At 52.5% G+C, this 18513-nt stretch carries 14 protein-coding genes and 1 pseudogene; 6 read left to right on the top strand and 9 right to left on the bottom strand.

Going from position 1 to position 18513, the window contains the following annotated elements:
* Positions 1-610: 610 nt before the first annotated feature.
* Genes MOQ67_RS24450 through MOQ67_RS24440 form a run of 3 tightly spaced genes read left to right on the top strand, consistent with a single transcriptional unit; the run spans position 611 to position 5861 of the window.
* Positions 611-1951 carry a tyrosine-type recombinase/integrase gene (locus MOQ67_RS24450; protein WP_448675632.1) on the top strand — a complete coding sequence of 447 codons (1341 nt, stop codon included), beginning with the start codon at positions 611-613 and terminating at the stop codon, positions 1949-1951.
* Positions 1948-5208, top strand: coding sequence for a hypothetical protein (locus MOQ67_RS24445; protein ID WP_448675631.1), 3261 nt, complete (start codon positions 1948-1950; stop codon positions 5206-5208). Before MOQ67_RS24450 ends, MOQ67_RS24445 begins: the two co-directional genes overlap by 4 nt.
* A 5-nt stretch (positions 5209-5213) precedes the next feature.
* Complete coding sequence (locus MOQ67_RS24440; protein ID WP_236456646.1) at positions 5214-5861, top strand: hypothetical protein; 648 nt, start codon at positions 5214-5216, stop codon at positions 5859-5861.
* A 150-nt stretch (positions 5862-6011) separates the two neighbouring features.
* On the opposite strand, the pseudogene MOQ67_RS24435 reads toward MOQ67_RS24440, so the two are convergent.
* The 6 genes and pseudogenes from MOQ67_RS24435 to MOQ67_RS24410 form a co-directional block, all read right to left on the bottom strand.
* Positions 6012-6746, bottom strand: a pseudogene (locus MOQ67_RS24435) (IS5 family transposase).
* A 508-nt stretch (positions 6747-7254) separates the two neighbouring features.
* The gene (locus MOQ67_RS24430; protein ID WP_198718213.1) at positions 7255-7620 is read right to left on the bottom strand and encodes a YidH family protein; all 366 of its coding nucleotides are present in this window, start codon (positions 7618-7620) and stop codon (positions 7255-7257) included.
* 201 nt (positions 7621-7821) lie between these two features.
* Positions 7822-8010 carry a YgaP family membrane protein gene (locus MOQ67_RS24425; RefSeq protein WP_017849187.1) on the bottom strand — a complete coding sequence of 63 codons (189 nt, stop codon included), beginning with the start codon at positions 8008-8010 and terminating at the stop codon, positions 7822-7824.
* Between the two features lie 13 nt (positions 8011-8023).
* Positions 8024-8443, bottom strand: coding sequence for a YeeE/YedE family protein (locus MOQ67_RS24420; RefSeq protein WP_198718214.1), 420 nt, complete (start codon positions 8441-8443; stop codon positions 8024-8026).
* Positions 8440-8880, bottom strand: coding sequence for a YeeE/YedE family protein (locus MOQ67_RS24415; protein WP_017849185.1), 441 nt, complete (start codon positions 8878-8880; stop codon positions 8440-8442). The genes MOQ67_RS24420 and MOQ67_RS24415 overlap by 4 nt, the downstream gene beginning before the upstream one ends.
* A complete protein-coding gene (locus tag MOQ67_RS24410; protein WP_017849184.1) occupies positions 8877-9191 on the bottom strand; it encodes an ArsR/SmtB family transcription factor in 315 nt (104 codons plus the stop codon). The genes MOQ67_RS24415 and MOQ67_RS24410 overlap by 4 nt, the downstream gene beginning before the upstream one ends.
* 345 nt (positions 9192-9536) lie before the next feature.
* Here MOQ67_RS24410 and MOQ67_RS24405 point away from each other — a divergent pair, with 345 nt between their 5' ends.
* Both MOQ67_RS24405 and MOQ67_RS24400 read left to right on the top strand, forming a co-directional pair.
* Positions 9537-10667 (top strand): DNA-methyltransferase, encoded by a 1131-nt coding sequence (locus MOQ67_RS24405; RefSeq protein WP_126587260.1) that lies wholly within the window; start codon positions 9537-9539, stop codon positions 10665-10667.
* Positions 10664-11536 (top strand): NotI family restriction endonuclease, encoded by an 873-nt coding sequence (locus tag MOQ67_RS24400; RefSeq protein ID WP_017849182.1) that lies wholly within the window; start codon positions 10664-10666, stop codon positions 11534-11536. Before MOQ67_RS24405 ends, MOQ67_RS24400 begins: the two co-directional genes overlap by 4 nt.
* A gap of 63 nt (positions 11537-11599) precedes the next feature.
* On the opposite strand, the gene MOQ67_RS24395 is transcribed toward MOQ67_RS24400, so the two are convergent.
* Positions 11600-12886 (bottom strand): carbohydrate porin, encoded by a 1287-nt coding sequence (locus MOQ67_RS24395; protein ID WP_017849181.1) that lies wholly within the window; start codon positions 12884-12886, stop codon positions 11600-11602.
* A 138-nt stretch (positions 12887-13024) separates the two neighbouring features.
* Positions 13025-15421 (bottom strand): membrane-bound PQQ-dependent dehydrogenase, glucose/quinate/shikimate family, encoded by a 2397-nt coding sequence (locus MOQ67_RS24390; protein ID WP_232590494.1) that lies wholly within the window; start codon positions 15419-15421, stop codon positions 13025-13027.
* Positions 15422-16288: 867 nt separating this feature from the next.
* Here MOQ67_RS24390 and MOQ67_RS24385 point away from each other — a divergent pair.
* Positions 16289-17674 carry an MFS transporter gene (locus MOQ67_RS24385; protein ID WP_046382338.1) on the top strand — a complete coding sequence of 462 codons (1386 nt, stop codon included), beginning with the start codon at positions 16289-16291 and terminating at the stop codon, positions 17672-17674.
* Between the two features lie 58 nt (positions 17675-17732).
* On the opposite strand, the gene MOQ67_RS24380 is transcribed toward MOQ67_RS24385, so the two are convergent.
* On the bottom strand, positions 17733-18482 hold the full coding sequence (locus MOQ67_RS24380) for a flagellar brake protein (protein WP_017849177.1): 750 nt from the start codon (positions 18480-18482) through the stop codon (positions 17733-17735).
* Positions 18483-18513: the final 31 nt, after the last annotated feature.

Raw genomic sequence — 18513 nt, 5'->3', positions numbered from 1 at the left:
TGAGTAGTCGAAGAGCTTAAGAAGCTACGCTCGTATACCCAAACCGTGACTGCCGTGGATTGGTTTACGATCAGTATTTCCGAAGATGAACACCTAGCTGTTGGAAAAGGAAGGCGACCGATCCACACGCTGTACAGGTAAGCGAGGGACAGTGCCTACAGTGGAAAGGTCACATATGTGGCGCAATGCCAGCTCGTCGCCGGAAACGCGGGCGGGGTAAAGGTCGCCCGCAAGAACCAAAGCAGTTCGTTGTACCGATTCCCAGCCGCATTTCTTAATGTGTCGAAGACCATGCATAATTTTTTAACTAAGATTAAAAAAATCATTTCGATCAAGAAGTAATGTTTGGATTTCATATATTGATAATATTAGTAGTATTGACATGTTAATGATTTTTGTGAAGTTTGGCCGTAGACCTTGATCTGCCTGAGCTGCGTCGGATGCCAAGGTGTCGTGGTCTGGGTTTGTATATATATTCTTGCAGAAAATAATTAAAAGATATTGCCATTAAAAGAAGAGTTTGTTTGTTGGTTTTTCATGTTTTTTGAGGAGAAAAGTTCTTGTGGTGTTGGTTTTTTTCGTAGTAGCTTTAGCCGACTGTGGAGGCGCTATGAAAAATTTTAAAATGATTCCTGCAGTATTAAATAGTGTGAAAACATATGTTATTGAGTCTGTTCCTGACAGAATCGTAGTGTCAGGGGTGGAGCAATACTGTAGCGCCCTTATTGCTATGGGGCGGGCAAGACTAACAGTGAATTCTTATGTTGGAGCATTAGCTCGATACTTAGATTTCGTCGTGGAGTACGTAATTTGCTCTTTGCTGCTAGGTAAAGTAGCGGGTGAGATGATGTATGAGGATGTCGTGCATGTTTTTTTCGAGTCTTTGACTGTAGGTTGCAATTCAGATGATGAAATAGTCAGGATGGTGTGCGTGAGACTAAATCGCCGCTTGGTAAAAAGGCGTACTGTCAATGTATATAGATCTGCTTTGAAGTTTGCATTTGAGGTGTCAGATAAGTTTGTACAGAGTGCAAATCCGAAAATGATTCTTTTGGGGCAGGGCGGTAATAAACCAGGAATTGGATTTCCATACAAGTCTTACATGACATTTACTCGATCAAATTCCCAGCGAATATATCAGACGTCATTTCTTGCTGGTTGCATATCTGGTGGTATAAAGGCTAGTTATGTCAATTTGCTACCTAAATATTATCGTGGGTCTGCGCGACATTATATCGGAGAATTACGACTTGACTTCCATAAACTATTGGAGATCTTACCCGAAATAAAAAACGTCCGAGACCGCTGCCTTTTGGCATTGCTTGCGGCAGGGGGGGAGAGGATTTCAGAAGCACTTCAGACTCTCACAATAGACATTGACTCGGATGCGAGTAGCGTACTGGCTATAGATCCGAGTAATAGGCCAAGCCTTTACTATGAAATGGGGTTGTCGGTGTCTCAAGTAACGAGCCTGCGCTGGAAGGGAAGAAAAAATAATTCGGTTTTTCTTATACCACCATTCGACAAGATTTTTTGGGATTCGTACGCGGAGTTACTTGTTTCAGATAAGTATCCTGTTTTTGATGCTGGTAGACGCTGGGTAACTCATAAGTTTGTTTTTCGTGTACTAAAAGGTAAAACACGTGGGCAGCCATTAGCTTTGGCATCTGAAGGCGTTGTTCGTAAGATGTTCAAGCGTTTACTTAAGAAGTACAACATTATTAATGTGTCGCCTCACGATATCAGGCACTGCTATGTCACTTTTCTTATCCATGAGGTACCTGTAGGTGATGGGCGCGGACTCGGAGTGGAAGTCGCAAGTGACTTGGTATCGCATGTCAAACTCGAAAGCACTCTGGTTTATGACCATCTAGATAGAAGCACAGCTCACGCTGATATTGAAGATGGTTACAAAAAAATAGGCTATCACCCGGAGATGTTAAAGCCATGATTAATCATACTGATATGCCCATCTGGATCGGTGGCGATGCAGATGTTGACTCTGCTATCAAAGCTAGCATTGCAGAAGCAGCGAAGTTTATAAAGAGTGAATATGGGAAAGGGAAGCACTGGTCGTACGATACTATCACAGCCGGGCCGGAATCATGCCAAGTTAGCTTTGTTAAGTATTTTGTTTATGCGCCAGGACTGGAGGAGGCTAATTATACATTTGATTGGGTACTCGAGGTGTTTAAATATGTTGCGGCAGGCAGTGATCAAGAAAGTTTAGACATGGGTATGATATTGGGCCCATCCAAAAAAGACTACAAGAAGTCTGTGTATACCTGGGTCAAGCGCGGACTGTGGCTGACGCTTGTAATGCTTTATAAAAATGGTTTTATTTCGATTCCAGCGAATTTTAGCGCATTATCCTCCAATTCAGGCAGTGGGGCTGCTGGAACTAGGACGGATTTTGCTTTTGAAACATATCCAGAGCTTATGAGGTTTTTGATTTCCTCTAGATACAAGCTCGCTGCAAGTGATTTTTGGTCAGGAATACCCAAAAAGGTTTGTGAAAGAATTGCGCAGTATGGGACTCGTCTATTTTGGATGTGCGGAGTTACCAATCCGGAGCAAATAGATATAGACGAAGTTATTGAGATTCACTTGACCTATACAATGGGAGAGCGATTACTCACTGCCGAAATTCCTACCAGGGCTATTATGCAGTATGTATGCCACTACTACGGTGATCGAGTTCCTTTTACGCTGGATGAGTTTTTGCCTCGTCTAGAGCAGGCGATACGCTTTCGACGCAATGGCTCTACCCCTTCAGAAATAAGAGAGAGAAAAATTACTGGCTCTCAGGACTCGGTAGCCTCGGTGGATGAGTTATACAATTTTGTAAAAGTCTGGGTTAAACGAGATTATCTTCCAAAGAGAATGTCTACGGTTGATCTATTTGCCCCTTGGTGTGAATCCTTGAGGGATACTCTAGATATCTGGCTGAAGAGTCAAATTAAGTATCTAGGAGAGAAAGCCTATGAGCGCGAGGAGGTTAGTGCTTTAGGGATAGCACGATTTAATCTGTATCTTTTTGAGTTCTTGCCTCGATGGTACTCCATAGAAGGAATTACCTGGAGCTATAACTATCCATATCATCCGAAGGACATATCCAATATTTTTATTTCACCGGTTGAGCCTGTAACTGGAGCTCCTCCATCTTTCAAAACCTTTCTTACACAAATGTTTGATAAAAATGCCGAGACGGCACCCTACGCCGCAATGCTGCAGCTGAAAAATTTCTTTTCTTGGGTAGAGGCTAAGTATCAACATGTTCATGGGTATGAAGGCTTTGTAAATCCTATTCACGAAATGGATTTGCCCCCCTCAAATAATAGAAATGAAAGCAAAGCAAGGCCTTTTACGAAATGGCAATATTCAATAGCTTTAAATTATTTGGCAGTCATAGTTAATGCAATAAAATTAATTAATTATAATGTCACTTCTGGTGATATTTCTATAAAGGATGAAAAAGATTTCACCGCGCTTGCAATGAGGCTGGGCTGGGATAACTCATTTTATTGGAGTGGGCGTCAATTCAGAATTTCGAAAATACCAAGCGTTTTTTTAGAGCGGTGGAATGTACCACTTAAGAACAATAATTTTGTCACTTTGCTATATCCTCACTACGTTGTACATGTTTTAACCGCAGTAGATAGTGGTCTTAGACACCAAAGTGTACGCTGGCTGTGCATGAACTTTGATAAAAATGTTGTTGAAGGCACCGGTTCGGTTGCTTTTCAACTACACGTTGCAGTAGATAAAGTATCAAAAGTTCCAGTGAAATCCTACGTTGCACTACAGACACTCGAGGCTTTGCGGTATCAACGTGAAATAAGATCTCTAGTGGATCTTGAAAGTTTTAAGGTGGATGTTTTCTATCGTGGCAATGTTGATACGCAAAAAGCAAAATTCAAACCTTTATTTTCAAGTAGCTTTACCTCAGGGCTTCCTAGGACGGAGGGCGCTTACAATGAGATGTATGTTAAATTTCTTGTTGATTTTAATTTTTTTCTCAATGAGCATGACCTTACTTGTAAGTTATTTGAGCTCAAAGCTAAAGGTTTTGCTTATGGTGCTACGGTCACTGCAGGTCAAGAAAATCGCACAAAAGCTGGTGATTTGTTTTGTCCACTAAGCTTAGTCACCGATATGACCCCTCATCATACTCGTTCTAGTACCGTTAACAGTTGGTCAAAATTCTTGTCTGCTAAAGATGTTGGCAGATTTAAGACCGCGCATAAATCTGAAGCAGTCGTAAGGTATTACAGGAAGCTGGATGATGAGGATAAAGCACAAATATCACAGAAACTCGCACTTGGGGTTCACCAGATATGGGGCGGCGCATCGATAGACCCCGCACTTGAGGGGTCAACTTTTCGTAAGTCACTTTCCGCAGACCCCCGAAAAGCTGTTCACGATTTTGGATGTATTTCAATCTCCGCGACGGGAAGCGATAAACAACTTGATGGAGTGCAGCGCATTGCGCAAGGGCATCACTCCGGGCTAGCGCACTATTCCACTCATATTTGCACTAGAAACGGTGACTGTACAGACGAGATGAAAGCGGCTGGAATTGAAGATAGGTGTGGCTTTTGTATTTATGCTGTCAAAGGTATCGATAACCTTGAGGCAATAGAAGTTAAGGTGATTAATTTAACAGATGAAGTCCGGTCATTGCATGATTATGCCGACCGAATTCCAGGGGAAAATCAACATGAATTAATCAAGGTAGATAACCGTCTCGACATTGTGGTTGGTGACCTTTTGGCTTGGATTTGGTGTAGAGACCATTTGGTAGCGGCTGCTGAAAAATTCAAATCTGATTCAGATAAGTTGTATTCATATCGCCCGGAAATCCTGGAGCGGGATTTTCGTCAATTCAACGCTGACGAAGATTCAGCTTTCTATATTTTATCTCGCCTTCATCAAGATAGCCAGTTTCCTGACTTGGTCTCGGAGGTCGCCCGAGCAAGATATAAGGCACTAAAACTTTCGTTGCTTTCAGGGAAGGTAAGCGTACTTGATATTTTTAAGGGCACGATCTCTGACTCTCCAGTTGAGGTAGTTTCAATAATCCGATCAATGCTCAAGACAAGTGGTATTGGTATAGAAGATTTGGCTTCAATTTGGCAGGCTCAAGACAGTCGTACTAATAAGTTGATTAATGATTATGTCCCAGTTATTGCGGTGGCTAAGGAGTAGGGTTAATGCTCAGATCTAATTTTTCTTCATGGCAAGAGACTTGCGTTGATGAAAAAACTAAAAAAGTAATTTCAATCCTCAAGGATATGAGCGAGTTTAATACTCCTGTGATGAAAGTCACAGATTTGGCTAAATTCATATCTGGCAAAATGGCCAAGGATCTAGAAGGTTCTAAATCCGATGCGTCGGAGCCATGTGTGCTGGATTTTACCACTTTGTTGAAGAGGGAAGGGAAGTATCGCCCAATAATAGATTCCTATATGCTTCAGCGAGAGGGGGTCGAAAATTACGCGCTGCGAAATATTGATCCTGTTGTCGGGAATGTACTAGAGTCTCACAAGGTACGACTGAAACAGTCAAGTGTATTGGTTAAACGTTTGCAAGAAAAAGTTAGTCAGCTGGAGGCGGATAAAGCGGCCTTGAATTCTGTCGCTAATATTATTCCTAATGGCCATAACGGGTGGGATCAGCTAAATGCGATGGGCAAGGTTGCATCTATATTTTTTGATCTGCTTTTAAGTACAGATTATTGCAAATTTGATGAGGGCACAGGGGATGTGCTAGCCGTTGGAAGAGCGCGTCGAGTGCTTTTGCCGGCCTCAGATATCGCGGTGTATCTAAATTGGCGCTATCGTGCTCCATCAGAAAGCTAGTTATATAGCTATTCATTTAATGTGCGGTCGCTTTGGCGAAACCCCTTCACCAGACAGTCTGAAGGGCGCGCAATGCTAGGAAAGCATGAAGGTTCATGTACGATTGGGTTCATTGTGCCCATGGATCTTGGCTTTGAATGAAGTGTGTTTTTACAAACACCGCAGCGCACAGGCCAAGGAGACCACGGCGGCAGAGCTTTTAAAGAGCTTGTAGAAACGCGTCACGATGCGGTTATTCTCTTTTAGCCACCCAAACATGCGTTCGATGATATTGCCGGCTGTCAAACAACCTGGGCAAGCTCGGCTTGGGTTTGCGTTTCATGCTGCGTAGAGGGATGGCTGCCCGCATTCAGTCGCGATCCCGGTACCGGCGCAACACGTCGGCGTAGTACCCCTTGCCGGCCAGCAAGCACCGGCAGCGTTTGCGAGGACGCCCGCGCAGCCTCGGAAAGTGAGTCGCATCCAGTAGAGGGTGGGCGTAAGCGATATCGCTTGCTTGTCCGACGGACAACAGAAAGGGCAGAGGCAATCCGTCGGCATCGCACAGCATGTAAATATTGTTTGTCATACCGACCCCGGCTCCGCGCGAGCGCGTAGTCTTGCGGTGCTTTGGGCCTCTTTTTTCCGGGCGCCTGATGAGGCCCGGGTTGCACGTAGAGCCGTGGAGTCGATCAGCCAGCTTTCCAGATCAATCTAGCGCCGTTCGCTTATCGGATGTGCAGCCGGTCGAAGAATCCGCGATTGCGCCAGTCGCGGAATCGCTGATACACCGTTGACCAAGGGCCAAAGCGTTCTTGCGTGTTCCTCCACCGCGACTGAGCATCACCCGATCATCAGCGCGCTGACGTCTGTCACGGCGGGCTCCAATGAAGAATCTGCAACCACGTCCCAGGCAGCATCTGGATTTCATGCTGTTTTTCCATCGTGACCTCCTGGTAGTGATGGCGGCGGATTTTACCGGAATCGATGGTTGAATAGATTTTGTGCAGATTCTAGTGAGATTGAGGATAGCTATGGACTGGCTCTAATATGCAGCAGCTGCGTATTGCATCTCATTGAAAAATAAGGGGGCGTTAGTTTTTCATGGGGTGTTGTGTCCCGATTACAGTTCGAACCGGCCCTGGGACACCATACAAATAAAGCCTCTCGCGCCGATCCACTGCCAGCTCATTTTTTCCCGTGACAGCGGTGTGCAACAGACAAGGCCAACAAAAAAGCCCCGCCGGGTATTGCTCCGGCGGGGCTTTTTTGTTTTTGAATGGGCGACTCACTTAATCAGGGTCCAAAGGTGAGCCAGGGTTACACTCGTTCGTTTGCTCGTCGAGAGATGCTCGACTGCACCCGTCTACCGCCCATCGGGGAGGTCGAGTGAAGTCATGCAGGCCAGTCTTGCTCACATCATGAACAAATAGGCCATGAGCAAAACGCCAAGAATTGCAGTGATGACATTGATGCCAGGGCCGGTATTGACGCTGTAGCCAAGGGGGATCTCAACGGGTTTGAGGGTCTTGACCACCTTTTTGTATTGCCAGGATGACCAGCAGGCAACCCAGGAGCCCAGCATCAGAAAGGTCAGCCCGATCCAGAATGAAAAATGTTTTCCGGGAGAGCCCGGAGCGTCCGGTTTCAGCATCTGGAGCAGTAGCCCGGATCGTTCAATCACAAAGCCAAATGCCATCAGCGAAAGGCTGGTTCGGTTCCATGCCAGCAACGTGCGCTCGGCGGCAAAGAACACGCGCGGATCGTTCAGGTCGGACATTGAGATTTCCTTGTTCACACAGCTTTTGAAACGACGCCGCGCAGAATAGCTTTAAACGAAACCACTCGACGTGTCCGTTGATAGATCCAGCTGTTGGGATCAACGCACATATGCCAAGCGTAGCGTCCCGTGCTTGGCGCATAGCCACAAAATCGGCTGCGCCAATGCCCTCGTACACGTGAACGCTATGGGTTTTTTTGCTCAGCAACGGTTACAGGTTTGGATGCCCAGCAACCTGTACAAAGGGCAGAAACGGAAAATACCGGTAGCCAGTGGCACTAAGCCGATCCAGCCCCACCAGCCGATCACGCCCGACAGACTGAGGCCAATGAGAACCAGGCCGACGACAATGCGCAGGCTACGGTCAATGGTTCCAAGGTTCGCTTTCATGACGATCTCCCGATCAGTGGTTGCGCCGGGTCTCCAGCGCAGTAAACAACAACATGCCGACCAGCATGGCCAACATGAACACGATTGCTTGCCAGCGTCCTGTCAGCAGAATTGCCACCGCAGGGCCTGGACAGATGCCCGCTATTCCCCAGCCGATGCCGAACAGCAGGCTGCCGCCGATCAGGCGCGGGTCCAACTCACGCTTGGTCGGCAGTTGCATCGGCCTTCCCAGCAGCGAGCGGGATTGGTGGCGCGCCCAGGTCAGCGGGCCAATGGCGACGCCAATCGCCCCGATCATGACCAGCGCGAGGGAAGGGTCCCAAGCACCGGCCAGATCCAGGAAAGCCAATACTTTGCTCGGGTTGGCCATGCCTGCCAGCAGCAGTCCCAGGCCGAACAGCAGGCCAGCAATGAATGCGGTCAGTTTGTTCATATCCAGGCTCCCAGCAGATGACGCAGGACAAATACGCTAAGGAAACCGCTGAACATAAAGCAGGCAGTGGCGACCATCGATCGCGGCGAAAGGCGCGATATGCCGCACACGCCGTGGCCGCTGGTGCAACCTGAACCGTAGCGTGTACCGATACCCACCAATACCCCGGCGACGATCAGCCCGACCCCGCCGCTCTGGAATTCAATCGGCGGCAGCGCGGCGAACAAGCCCCATAGAAGCGGCGCGACGAGCAGGCCGAGGAGAAACAGCGCTTTCTCACCCGCACCTTCGCTGCCCCGTTGTAAAAGACTGCCGATCAAACCGCTGATGCCGGCGATACGCCCGTTGGCGACGACGAAAAGGCTGGCCGCCAGGCCAATCAATGCGCCGCCTGCAAGGGATGACCAGGGAGTGAAGTTGAGCCAGTCGATATTCATGAGGCTTCTCCAGCGCAAAATTGTTGATACAAGGTTTGGATGACTGCCAATGCCGCCGGGCTGCTGATGCGATAGAACACCTGCTTTCCTTCTCGGCGCGTATCCACCAGGCCTTCGCGGCGCAGCACCGCCAACTGCTGAGAAAGCGTCGGTTGTTGTATCCCGAGCAGCGACTCCAGATCGCCGACATTGCGCTCGCCTTGGGATAGCTGGCAGAGCAGGATCAAGCGATCCGGATTGGCCAGAGCCTTGAGGAATTGGCTGGCAGCATCGGCGTTGGCGTGAAGCCGCTGGAGATCTGATTCGAGCATACGATTGATCACTAACTGGTCAGTTTGTTAAATTATAGTATATAAAAACAATAAGTGTATGTCAGCACCGATCTGCGTTCGTCGCTAGCAGGAGAGGTCGGTGGCTAAAGGCGAAGCGAAAGAGAGTGGTGCAGCTTTGCTGATCCGATGAGGTCGCTCTGCGCCATCGCAAGGCGACCGAATTGACCGAGCCCTGGGAGTCGACACCCCGTGGCTCAACGTCTGTCCCTTCAGTACGGTTTGGCTTGCCCGGCTTTCCTCAGGCTCTGTACCATCCGGGTCTGATCAGGACAGCGTTAGAAGGCCATCCTGTAGCCATTACCGCCGTTCCCGTTTGGACACCTCATGACCTACACAGAACTTAACGACCCCGCACTATTTTCTGCGCAGGAGAAAGACGCGTTTGAACCTTCGACCATCGTCCAGAATGATTTTTCTTCTGCACTTCTGAAGTACGGCCAGTCATCTTCTACACGCCCCCTCCTTCTGAACGGGGATTGCCTCGACGTATTGAAGTCGCTGCCGGACGAGTCGGTTGATTTTGCAATGACGTCGCCGCCGTACTGGGGGAAGCGGGAATATCAAAACGGCGGGATAGGCCTGGAAAAAGACTATCGGGATTTCGTAGCAGATCTTTGCGCTGTGTTTCTGGAACTCAAGCGCGTGCTGAAGTCGACGGGGTCGTTCTGGCTCAATCTCGGTGATTCTTATAGCGGTAAGGGGCTGCTCGGGATTCCTTGGCGAGTGGTTTTCGAGCTTACCGACAATCAAGGCTGGATACTTCGAAACAGCATCATATGGAACAAACTGAAAGGCGGCATGGACAACACCAAAGACCGGCTTGGCAATGTTCATGAGAACTTGTTTCACTTTGTGAAGCAGTCAAAAAACTATTATTACAATGCTGATGCCGTCCGGTCCAAGCCCAGAGAATCCAAAGTGGTAAATGGCTCGATAGTTTCCGCCACGGGCGTTTCGGGCGTGCGTTACAAGCGCCAGATCGAGTTGTCGACCTCGTTGAGCGACGCAGAAAAATTATCCGCACATGCCGCCCTGGCCGGCATCCTCGCAGATTTGTCTTGCGGTAAAGTATCAGACTTCCGGATGATCATTCGTGGCCAGCAAAGAGCGACGCACTCCGACAGTGAAAAAGTATCGGGACGAGCGAAGGAACTCAGGGATAAAGGTTATTACTTTCTTAAATACCACCCGAAGGGGAGTAAACCGTCTGACGTCTGGGACATTCTCCCGGAAGATTCGCAGGGCCGGGAAACCCACTTTGCCCCCTATCCGGTCGACCTGTGCCGTATACCTTTATTGGCGACCTGCCCACCAGGCGGTATTGCAATCGACCCTTTCTGCGGTACGGGAACAACGATGGTCGCGGCGCAACGCTTAGGCTTGAAGTCGATCGGGATAGATATCTCCGAGCAGTATCTTGAGATGACCAAAGACAGGTGCAATACGCTGTTATGAGCAAAATAATAGAGTTGTTCGGGAAGGGTACGCATAATCGCTCCGTCGACTGGCAAGGCGTGATTGGCGCTCAACGCTGCGCCTATACCAACAAGCGTTGCTACAAAGTCAGGAAGTCCAACCCCGACATTTCTATCGGTACGTGCAGCGTGCTGTACGGAAAAGTGCCGGAACCGGTAATCATCTGTCCTGTCCGGCTAATCGAGCGCAGGCAGATTTTTACCGACTGTTTTCATCTATTGACGACCCATGAACCGGGGAACGAGCTTCACATCATCCCCGAAGTGTCGATCCCGGGGGGAAGTGTCGATTATTTCTTGGTGTCGGTAAAAGATGGAAAGGTGAAGGACTTCGTTGGCATCGAGCTGCAGACCCTCGATACGACCGGAACGGTCTGGCCAGAACGCCAGAGAATGCTGGAAACGCTAGGGATTTCCAGGTCGGACAGTGCTGAAGAGTCCAATAAAACCTTCGGCATGAACTGGAAAATGACCGCAAAAACCATCTTGGTTCAAATGCACCACAAAGTGCAGACATTTGAACACCTCAACAAGAAGCTGGTGTTGGTGGTCCAGGACAAGCTGCTGAGCTACATGACCAAGGAATTTAAATTCGACCATCTTGAAACACCGGCATTGATTGGCGACTCAATGCATCTTCATGCCTATAAAATGGATAATGCAGGTGCTGGCGACTATAAGATCTCGATGTCATCCCGACTCAGTACGGATGCGGACGGAATCGGTATGTGCCTGGGGCTCCAGGCAGAGGCCCGGGTAGAGCTTGAGCAAATATTGATTGGGCTGCAGACCAAGCTATCCGACCGCACGTTGTTCCAGGCAGTGGGGACGCCCGACAGTTTGGTGTGATACCGCCTGCGTGTGCGATTGCAAGAGGGCACCGAGTGGATGCCCCCTGTGCAGACGACGCTTTTAAAACGTCGCCTTGACCTGTAACCCCGCCGCCAGTGCGTTGTCACGTTTTTTGCCGGAAAACGCGCCGGGCTCGATGTAGTACTGCAGATCGGGGCGCAGCAGCAGCCAAGGTGTGACCTGTGCGCCGTAGTTGAGCTCAAGCATCTGCTCGCCGTTGTCGAGGTTGGCGATCATCTCGGCGTCTTCGAGGTTGGTCGCCTTGGCTTCTTGCACATCTCGTGTGCGCGAGTTGAGCACGGCGCGCCCATAGCCAAAAGAGATGGAGTCGTTCGGGCGGCTCGCGAAAGGCTTTTGTTTGACCAGGCCCACCGAGTACCAGCGGCGCATCGGCGAGGTCGCCGCGTTGCTGCTGGCCGCTTGGCCGAAGAGGCGCAGTACGCTTTGCGGGTCTTGCTCATCCCGCCAGATGGCTTGGTCAATCAACACATAGGCGCCGGTACGGTTGTTGCTCTTTTGCGTACTGCCGATCTTGGGGGCGTTGGAGGTGTCGTAGTACCAACCGACTTTGTATTGGCCGTTCAGGAAGGCGTTGTTATTGAAGATCGCCTCCAGTGGCAAAATCGCTCCCGTAGTGCCGTTGCTGGGCATGGAGAACGCTTTGGACGAGCGCGTGTTGTATTCCGGGTTGACTTGGAATACGGCGGTTTGCAGTGTCAGCGACGGGTTGACGTCGTAACGCAACTCGCCGCCCCAATGCGCCGTCGGGTAGTTGCCCCAGCCACTGCCGCTCGACATGGTCAGTGGGTGTGCACAAAAACCGGCACTCACAAAGTTGGTCAAGATGGGCATACCACCGAAATCGGTGCCCATCACCATGAAGCCGAGTTTGGTGGACAGGGCCGGCGAAAACAGGTTGCGTTGATAACTGAACTCGGTCAGCCGGGTGTATTCGCCGCCATAGTTTTCTTGGGACGACAGGCGGTTTCCAAGCAAATCTTCCGTGGCGCTGTGGCCGCGACGGTCGTTAACCAGCAGTTGCACGCGTCCCGCATCGGGGCTGTCGAGCAACTTACTCAGATCAAACTGGGCGCCTATGCGTATTTGTTGCGAATAGCGGGTGCCGCGCTTGATCCCGCCATGCAAGTTGGAAATCGTTTCGGAACTGTAGTCACCGGTCAGTTTGATGCCCTTGTCGGTCAACTTTTGGCGTTCACCGCCCCAGTCGCCAGTGAGTGTAGAGCGGTTCATCAGATCGTCGGCCAGTGCCGGGGATGGGGCGAAAAGGCATAGGGACAAACCGCTGCACAGGCTGCTGGTCAGCATGGCGCGGAAAGAAAAAAGCATTTGGATGTGCTCCGTTACAGAGAAAGTAGGGGAATAGCTCAACGGCCCGCGTTGTTTATCGGTTGCACCGTTCTTTTGTGACTTGGAAAAATAACCCCCGTAAACGGGGGTTATTTTCATGCAGTGGCAACTAACGCATTACGGCTTGATGTTGTCCGGCAATGCATAAGCAATGATGTAATCACCAACGTCAGGCGAATGGCTCATGCCACCGGCGGAGATGACCACGTACTGCTTCCCGGTGGTGGGCGACTGATAGATCAGTGGGGCGGCAACTGCGCCAACCGGCAGGCGGGCTTTCCAGACTTCTTTGCCGGTGGCCGAATCGAGCGCGCGCAGGTAGTAGTCCTGGGTGCCCGCAAAGAACACCAGGCCAGAGGCTGTCGACGTCGGACCGCCGAGCGTCGGCATGCCCAGCGGAATCTGCAGGTGCGTCTTGATCCCCAGCGGGCCGGTGTCCTGCACGGTGCCCATGGGAACCTGCCAGAGCAGTTTCTGCGTATTGAGATCAATCGCACTCATGCTGCCGAAGGGCGGGGAGTTGCACGGCACGCCCAGTGGCGACTGGAGAATGTCGATTTTCACGCCGCCATAGATACCGGCGACTTGCGGGCGAATGGTGCCCATGAAACCCGGCACTTCATCGGTCGACACCTTGAACTTCTTGGTTTCTTCCTTGGTCACCAATGACATCCGCAGCGGCATCCGCATGTCGTTGACGAACATCGTGCCGGTGTTCTCATCGATGGAGATGCCACCCCAGTTCATCCCGCCCAGCAAGCCAGGCCATTCGATGTACGGCTTTTCGGTTGGCGGCGTAAACGGCCCCGCGTAAACCGAATCTTTGAACATGATCCGGCAATACAGTTGGTCGAATGTCGACACGCCCCACATCGACTTTTCAGTCAGTGGGTCGGCCCCGATCACCGGCATGCCGGCCGAGTACGGTTGCGTCGGCGACAAGTGTTCGCCTTCTGCCGCAGGAGAAGTCGGAACGGCACGCTCCTGCACCTCGGTGACCGGCTGGCCAGTACGACGATCCAGCACAAAAATCTGGCCGGTCTTGGTGGTCTGGATCAAGACGGGGGTTTTCACGCCTTGGGCATTCTTGATGTCATAGAGAACCGGCTGCGATGGCAGATCGTAATCCCATACATCATGGTGAATGAGCTGGTAGACCCATTTGGCTTTGCCGGTCGAGGCATCGACTGCCACGACGGCCGAACCAAATTTTTCTTTGACGGCGTTGCGATCACCGCCCCAATAGTCGGGCGGGCCATTGCCGGTCGGCAAGTAGACCAGGTTCAGCTCTTTATCGTAGGTCGGGATCGTCCATACGTTAGGTGTTTCCAGCGTGAACGGGTGATCGGCCGCGGTCGGGTCGCTGCCTTCGGGCGCGCCGACGTCCCATGCCCACACCAGCGCACCGCTCAGCACGTCGAAGGCACGCACGGCGCCGGAAGGCTCGCCTGCCACAATGTCGCGTACCCAACCGCCCACCACCGTGAGGTGGCCCATGACCACAGGCAGGGAGGTCGGGTGATAGCGCTTGCTGTTCTCGGTCGGGCCCATGCCTTTCTTGAGATCGACGTAACCGTTGTCACCAAAACTCTGGCACAGGTCGCCGGTGTGCGCGTCAAGTGCAAACAGGCGGGCATCTACCGACGACACCAGAATACGCTGGCGACATTGCTGCTGATCGGTATACGAGGCCTTGACCGCCGCGCTCAGGCTGTCGTCTTTATCGATGTCGTAATAGCCCACGCCACGGCACGTCACATGCTCTTCGCTTTTGGCGTGAGGGTCGAACGTCCAGATCGCCTTGCCCGTATCGCCATCCAGCGCGGTGATCAGGTTTTCCGGGGTGCACGAATACAGCACGTTGCCGATCTGCAGCGGGGTGTTTTCATCAACGCCAGCGCCGGCGCCGGTGGTCCTACGTCCGGTTCTGTAGGTCCAGGCTACTTGCAGGTCCTTGACGTTTCCCGGCGTGATCTGCGTGTAAGGCGCAAACCGCGTCCCTGACGCATTGCGCCCGAAGAACTCCCAGTTTTCAGGTGCGCTGGCGGGGCTCGTGGCCTTGCTCGAGTCAGTCGCGGCCACAGGGTTCGAGATCCCGCCGTGCGGGTAGAACGCCGCAATGAAGGTGGCGATCAAGGCCAGGAATACGGCGAAGCCGAATCGGTTCGCCGTGCGCCGGGTGCTCAAGGCTGTTTCCGGGAATGCGGCACCGACCCACAAGCTGAGGGTCAGGATGATCGCCGGCACCACCAGGCGCGGCAGCAGTTGCCAGTAGCTGAACTGACCCACTTCGTAGAACGCCCACACACAGGTGGCGAGGAATATGACGACGGAGAGGGCGATGCTGATAGGTTTACGCAAGACAAACAGTGCCGCCAACAACAGATAGGCGAGGCCAGCCAGCAAGTAATAACTCGACCCGTCGAGTGCTACCAGCTTGAATCCGCCATAAATCAACGCCAGTGCCACGGCAAAAACAAGCAGGGAAAACAGTCCCCTTGCAATAGTGCTCATTGAGGATCTTCCAGAGTGAGATCGATGATCGTCTGTCATATTTGTATATGCTCAGTTGGGGAAATACGTAACGGTTTGCGCTATTTACCAACAACTTGGCCGAATATTGAGTTCGGCCTTTAGTTGGCCGGGTGCGGTTCTTCCATGATCCCGATAGGCTGGCTTGCCGACGGCAAGCGAGCTTTGGAAATCAGCGTAATAATTGGCCATCCCCGTATTCATGGTCTGGATGCCGACACTCTTTCGCCCCAGCCCTCCACGTTGAAAGCGCCGTTCGATAACGAACTGGATGCTTAATAGAGGCTGATTGAGTTTCGGCAGGAGGGATAACGAAAACGTTGGCGGCTGTATTACGCCCGCTTGACGACTGTCCACGTGCTCAGTCGCGAGTGAATCGTTCCGAAGGCTCTGTCGGCCTTGTTCGGGTTACATGCTTTACTCCGACTGATTCGCCGGTTAATCGCGGTGGATTAACGCGTAGACCAGTCTATAGCGCTGGTTTTTTGGATAAATCCATAAGACTGGAAAACAATGTTGATAAAACAGTAACAATTAGCGGCGATACGCATCGGCGACGCCGGCGTGCGGGTAATCATGTGCAGGCGCGGCGGGGGGGCTTTTGGGGCGTGCTCGGTCTTTTCAACACTCGGTCGAACCTTGCGCGTGATCGAGGTTCACAGGTGGTGCGGCGAGTATTTCGCGCAACCTTGTACCTTGTGTGTCACCCAGTAGCGTCTGAGCTGTAGTCCATCGTTTTCACACAAAATATTCCCCGGAAACAGCGCCTGGTGCCTGTCCGGACCCGACCCCCGGGACTATCATGCCGGTAGCCCTGACCCTCACTGCAAGGAGCCGCTCGGAACGCCGATGCGCCAGATCTGGAAATCTTTTCGAGCCCTTTATTTCGCCTCCTTGATGATGCTGATCGGCTCCGGCCTGCTCAGTACGTACCTGGCCTTGCGCCTGGCGGCCGACAACGTCGACAGCCTGTGGGTCGGTGCGCTGATGGCGGCCAACTATTCCGGCCTGGTACTGGGCGGCAAGATCGGCCACCGCCTGATCGCCCGGGTCGGGCATATCCGCGCGTATGCCACCTGTGCCGGGATCGTCGGCGCGGCGGTGTTGGGCCATGGCCTGATCGACTGGCTGCCGGCCTGGATCGTGCTGCGGGTCATCGTGGGCCTGGGGATGATGTGCCAGTACATGGTCATCGAAAGCTGGCTTAACGAGCAGGCGGATGCCAAGCAGCGTGGCGTAGTGTTCAGCGGCTATATGATTGCGTCCTACCTTGGCCTGGTGCTGGGGCAGTTGATCCTGGTGATGCATCCCCAACTCGGCCCCGAGTTGCTGATGCTGGTCGCGCTGTGCTTCGCCCTGTGCCTGGTGCCGGTGGCGATGACCCGGCGCATTCACCCGGCGCCCCTGCGTCCGGCGCCGATGGAGCCGCGTTTCTTTATCCAGCGCGTGCCGCAGTCGTTGAGCACGGTGCTGGGGGCGGGGTTGATCGTTGGTTCGTTCTACGGTTTGGCGCCGCTCTATGCGTCCCAGCAGGGGCTGAGTACCGAGCAGGTCGGTCTCTTCATGGGTAGCTGCATTTTTGCCGGGTTGGTGGTGCAGTGGCCGTTGGGCTGGCTGTCGGACCGTTACGATCGCGCACTGTTGATTCGCTGCTTCGCCCTGTGCCTGGCGGTGGCGGCATTGCCGTTGGCGATCCTGAGCAAGGTGCCGCTGGAAGTGCTGTTCGTGGCCGGGTTCCTGTGTTCGCTGGTGCAGTTCTGCCTGTACCCGCTGGCCGTGGCGTTTTCCAACGACCACGTCGAAGGCGATCGTCGGGTATCGCTGACGGCCATGCTGCTGGTGACCTATGGCGTGGGCGCCAGTATCGGGCCGTTGCTGGCCGGTGTGGTGATGAAGCTGTTTGGCAGCCAGATGCTGTACGCGTTTTTCAGCCTGTGCGCGCTGATCCTGGTGTGGCGTATCCGGCCTAAAGCGGTGACCAACCTGCATCAGGTCGACGATGCACCGCTGCAGCACGTGGCAATGCCTGACAGCATGTCCAGCTCGCCGCTGGTGGCGGCCCTCGATCCGCGGGTCGATGAGCAGATGGTGCAGGAGCAGATGCAGACGGCGGTTGTCGAGCCCGAGCCTGAAACCGACGCGGAATCACCAGCGGATGAGCCGCTCTTCGAAGGGCCGCCGGAACCACCGGGCCCGGATGAGCATCCCCACGGCCTGAGCAGGGCGCGCCCCTGAATGCAAAAACGGGCAGATCCCCAAAGGGTCTGCCCGTTTTTTATCGCGATCTGAATGCTTAAAAATCGTCGTCTTTGTCGAAGCGTCGTGCTTCGCGTTGCAACTGGTACACAAAACGCTCGACCTGGCGCTGCACCAGGCCGCTCATGTTGTGGAAGCGCACGCCGGCGAAGGTGGTGTTGATCTTCTCTTCGAAGTGCAGGTAACGCAGTTCGACCGAGGTGGTCATGCTGCCAAAGGGCAGTGCGGCGATAAAACGGTCGTAGACCTGGCCCAACTGCAGGCGCTCGGAAATATCGCCTTCAAAGCGCAATTTGCAGCCGGTGGCGGAGATATCCAGCAGCTTGCCGCTGACCGGCGCCTTGAGTTTCTCGCCGCCCAACTCGATATTCACCAATTGCGCGAGTTTCAGCGCGGCGCGGAACGCATTGCGGCGCTGATGGTAGACCACTTCGTCCGGCATGTTGCCGCTGTAGATACGGTGGCCGCCTTTTTCGCTGATGCTCAGGGTGCCGTTGCTTTCCCAGGCAACGCGCACGCCGTCGTGAAAGCCTTCGATGCGGAAGGGTTCGCCATTCTCAAGGTAGCGTTCGCCATCGCGGGGGATCATTTCGTCCAGGGCCAGGGTCTTGCTGTCCCGGTCGACGTCGACCAGGTAGCTTTGAAAGCGCTGGCTGCGTTCATGGAAGGTGATGATCAGCGGGTCATGGCTTTCTTGCAGCATGCGCAAGGTGCCAGCGATTTCCAGAGGCGTGGTGAACACCTTGGGTGGCTGCGGAGCTTCTTCCGCATTAAGGGCGTTGAACACGGTTCTTCCATCTCCTGACAAAATACGACTA

It is taken from the genome of Pseudomonas sp. LY-1 (assembly GCF_053502595.1).
This window is presented reverse-complemented; position numbering and strand designations above follow the sequence as displayed.

Coding starts and splice junctions, on each gene's coding strand:
- MOQ67_RS24450 (WP_448675632.1), top strand. CDS start 611: ATGAAAAATTTTAAAATGATTCCTGCAGTATTAAATAGTGTGAAAACA.
- MOQ67_RS24445 (WP_448675631.1), top strand. CDS start 1,948: ATGATTAATCATACTGATATGCCCATCTGGATCGGTGGCGATGCAGAT.
- MOQ67_RS24440 (WP_236456646.1), top strand. CDS start 5,214: ATGCTCAGATCTAATTTTTCTTCATGGCAAGAGACTTGCGTTGATGAA.
- MOQ67_RS24430 (WP_198718213.1), bottom strand. CDS start 7,620: ATGTCCGACCTGAACGATCCGCGCGTGTTCTTTGCCGCCGAGCGCACG.
- MOQ67_RS24425 (WP_017849187.1), bottom strand. CDS start 8,010: ATGAAAGCGAACCTTGGAACCATTGACCGTAGCCTGCGCATTGTCGTC.
- MOQ67_RS24420 (WP_198718214.1), bottom strand. CDS start 8,443: ATGAACAAACTGACCGCATTCATTGCTGGCCTGCTGTTCGGCCTGGGA.
- MOQ67_RS24415 (WP_017849185.1), bottom strand. CDS start 8,880: ATGAATATCGACTGGCTCAACTTCACTCCCTGGTCATCCCTTGCAGGC.
- MOQ67_RS24410 (WP_017849184.1), bottom strand. CDS start 9,191: ATGCTCGAATCAGATCTCCAGCGGCTTCACGCCAACGCCGATGCTGCC.
- MOQ67_RS24405 (WP_126587260.1), top strand. CDS start 9,537: ATGACCTACACAGAACTTAACGACCCCGCACTATTTTCTGCGCAGGAG.
- MOQ67_RS24400 (WP_017849182.1), top strand. CDS start 10,664: ATGAGCAAAATAATAGAGTTGTTCGGGAAGGGTACGCATAATCGCTCC.
- MOQ67_RS24395 (WP_017849181.1), bottom strand. CDS start 12,886: ATGCTTTTTTCTTTCCGCGCCATGCTGACCAGCAGCCTGTGCAGCGGT.
- MOQ67_RS24390 (WP_232590494.1), bottom strand. CDS start 15,421: ATGAGCACTATTGCAAGGGGACTGTTTTCCCTGCTTGTTTTTGCCGTG.
- MOQ67_RS24385 (WP_046382338.1), top strand. CDS start 16,289: ATGCGCCAGATCTGGAAATCTTTTCGAGCCCTTTATTTCGCCTCCTTG.